This window comes from Priestia flexa NBRC 15715 (assembly GCF_001591565.1).
GTDB classification, from domain to species: domain Bacteria; phylum Bacillota; class Bacilli; order Bacillales; family Bacillaceae_H; genus Priestia; species Priestia flexa.
The window spans coordinates 1-2,885 of record NZ_BCVD01000203.1; the positions used below are offsets into that span (position 1 = coordinate 1).

Annotated in this window: 3 protein-coding genes; 1 reads left to right on the forward strand and 2 read right to left on the reverse strand. The window is 35.2% G+C overall.

Annotated elements, in window-relative coordinates; all coding sequences use genetic code 11:
- Positions 1-23: 23 nt before the first annotated feature.
- Both dat and BFL01S_RS19285 read right to left on the reverse strand, forming a co-directional pair.
- Positions 24-872 (reverse strand): D-amino-acid transaminase, encoded by an 849-nt coding sequence (gene dat, locus BFL01S_RS19280; RefSeq protein WP_025910016.1) that lies wholly within the window; start codon positions 870-872, stop codon positions 24-26.
- 128 nt (positions 873-1,000) lie between these two features.
- Complete coding sequence (locus BFL01S_RS19285; protein ID WP_061786684.1) at positions 1,001-2,038, reverse strand: acyltransferase family protein; 1,038 nt, start codon at positions 2,036-2,038, stop codon at positions 1,001-1,003.
- 381 nt (positions 2,039-2,419) lie between these two features.
- Between BFL01S_RS19285 and BFL01S_RS19290 the strand changes: the two genes are divergently transcribed.
- Positions 2,420-2,635, forward strand: coding sequence for a YozE family protein (locus BFL01S_RS19290; protein WP_025910018.1), 216 nt, complete (start codon positions 2,420-2,422; stop codon positions 2,633-2,635).
- Positions 2,636-2,885 lie beyond the last annotated feature (250 nt).

Genomic DNA, 2,885 nt, shown 5'->3' on the forward strand with positions numbered 1-2,885 from the left:
TGTCTCAGTCTCTTTATTTTTTATTAGCTTTGTATGTGTACTTGCTGTTCTCGAAATATTTGATACGCATTGGTTAATTTATCAATAATGGGACGTGTTGATGACAAATGCTGCTCATCAATACGTGCGATCGGTAAAATACCAATGGATGTACTCGTGACAAACGCTTCATCAGCTTGTTTAATAAAATCAATTGTCATATGCTGTTCTCGTACTTGAATGCCTTCTTCTTTTGCGCAAGCAAGGACATTGGTTCGAGTAATGCCACATAAAATTTGTTTTGTGGCTGGAGTTGTATATAAAATTTGATCCTTGATGACGAAAACATTGCTGCTAGAACCTTCCGTTATGTATCCGTCTTTTACAAGGATGGCTTCTTTGCATCCTTTAGAGGCAGCTGCTTGCTTTGCAAGGATATTTGGAAGTAAGTTTAATGATTTAATGTAGCAGTTTGCCCAGCGCTCATCTTCTAAAAGTAAAGTGGAAATACCTTTTTCGTAAGCCTCATCAGGCATTTGACGCGGGTGTCTAATCGTCATAGATAGCTCTGCTTTGGTATCTGGAAATAAATGATTACGAGGAGAAATTCCACGCGTTACCTGCATGTAAATATCTGCTTCTTCCAACGTAGACTTTTGTATTCCTTCTTCAATTATTTTCTCCAAATCAGTTCTGCTAAACGGCAGCTCAATTAATAACGCTTTTGCGCTTCGCTCAAGACGATCTAAATGTTGAGAAAGTGCTAGAGGTGTTCCCTTGTATACGCGAATGAATTCATATACACCATCGCCAAATTGATGTCCGCGTTCATCAATAGGAATTACTTTTTCGTTAATATCTCGAAATTGTCCATCATAGTAACCGAGTTCCATTTCTATACACTCCTTCTTTCTCTTATAGTGAAACGTTACCACAAAATTCAGTAAAATGAAATTAGAAAGTATTTGAGTCATATAGACAAAAATCTCACCTCTTGCTAGAAGGTGAGATTTTTTCTTGTTTATGGGAACGTTCGTTTAATGGCTAATGAGAATTTTTCAATTGCCTTCTTTGGCGTAATGAACTGAATGAATAGTTTCGTACCAGTAATGATCCAATCAACAATACGACTACCTAATAGAAGCGTTACTAAAATAGACATGGCTGTTAAAACCATAATGCTCCAAAAGCTAGCATCTAAACTTTTGGCAAATTCGGTAGTGAAAAACCACTTTAAAATAAATCCATGTAAAAGGTAGACATAAAGCGAACGCTGTCCGATGCTAGTTAAAGCAAAAGGACGGGTTGGAATTAAGGCCATAAATGCAAAAGATACAATAAACGCAATGCCATAGTGAGACAAGCGCATTAAAAATTCGCCTATGCTATTGTATGTGTTTGTACCATAAAGCATGTCCGTATAAACGGTTTCATTTAAAAAGTAATAACTTGCTGCTAGTGTTACAACTAAGATAGTGGAAGCAATGACTCGATTTTTAGCTGTTAAAAGATTTTTAAATGGTTCTTCTCTCTGTGACAAGTAATACCCCATCAAAAAGAATGGGAAGAACACAAACATGCGACTAATACTTAGTATTTTTTCAAATCCATCAATGTTAACAAAACCAATTCCAACACCTAGTAGAATAGAAGCTGTCATGCTGATCCACATTGGGAACTTTGCGAAAAATGGCAGCATTAATTTCCAAAAGATTAAGCTAAGTAAGAACCACATTGCCCATCGCGGTACTAAATACTGTAGTGTGTACGTTTCATTCGTATAAAGGGCACTATAGTAAAAAGTGTAGATGGTTTGAAATGCTAAGTAAGGGATAGCCACTTTGGTAAAGATTTTTTTGTAATATCCTTTTTTATGAAAGTTTTTTGAAAAATAACCAGCTAGTAAGATAAATACTGGCATGTGGAAAATAAAGATAAAGTGATAAATGGATAACATACCTTCGCTATCTGTACGATAAGGTGAAATCATATGTCCAAATACAACTAAAAAAATTAATACAAATTTAGCGTTATCAAAATAAGCATTTCGTGTACTCATAGTATTCATCTTTCCTTATTCTTTGCTGATTTAAACGTGCTTCAGCAATTTTTTATTGTGCTTTCAGTAGCAAATTAAATCATGAAAGTGAAAAATTTGCAATTTATATTTTTACTATAAAAACTGTCGAAACAGCATTTTTGTTACATTTGTGCATCGTTTTTGTCACATTCACTTAAAGTGAAAAACAAAATGCTTGATATGACAACTTGTCTTCTTTACTATACAATGCAACTAGAACATAAATCTGTAACCATAATGTAATGTTTCTCATGTGTCTAGGTCAGAATTCGACGTCATTCACAAGAGACTGTTTAAATGGTAGTCTTATAGCAAATAAAACGTGAGTAAACAACGCATAAAATACAGGGGGAACAACGTATGAAGTCATTTTATCACTACATGATGAAATTTAGGTTAAATCCAAAAAATGATCTAATAGGACAGTTAGCACGATTTGTGTATGAAGACCATAGCTTTCCTAAAACGGCAGATGATTACAATGAGATCAGCTCCTATCTCGAATTAAACGGTGATTATACGATGAGCATGTCTGTTTTTGATGAGGCATGGGAGCTATATGAAATGAATCAGTAAGGTGTTTAAAACAAAGGGCCTCTATACGCTGCGTATAGAGGCCCTTTGTTTTTTTGTGAAAATCAGCGTATTTCAGGCTTGATTGAGGTGATGTTATACTTCCCCTTTTACTATTTTTGCATATACTATTGTAACTTTTCAGTAGGTGTTAGTTTAACAAGGAGGTGCGACGATGGCAGGCAAGAAAAAGCCTAAATACCGCATTGGGGATACAATCGTTGTAACGATCTATGGAACCGTTGGCACCATT

What these genes read in the sequence shown, in the direction of transcription:
- dat (WP_025910016.1), bottom strand. Translation starts at nt 872, where the DNA reads ATGGAACTCGGTTACTATGATGGACAATTTCGAGATATTAACGAAAAA.
- BFL01S_RS19285 (WP_061786684.1), bottom strand. Translation starts at nt 2,038, where the DNA reads ATGAGTACACGAAATGCTTATTTTGATAACGCTAAATTTGTATTAATT.
- BFL01S_RS19290 (WP_025910018.1), top strand. Translation starts at nt 2,420, where the DNA reads ATGAAGTCATTTTATCACTACATGATGAAATTTAGGTTAAATCCAAAA.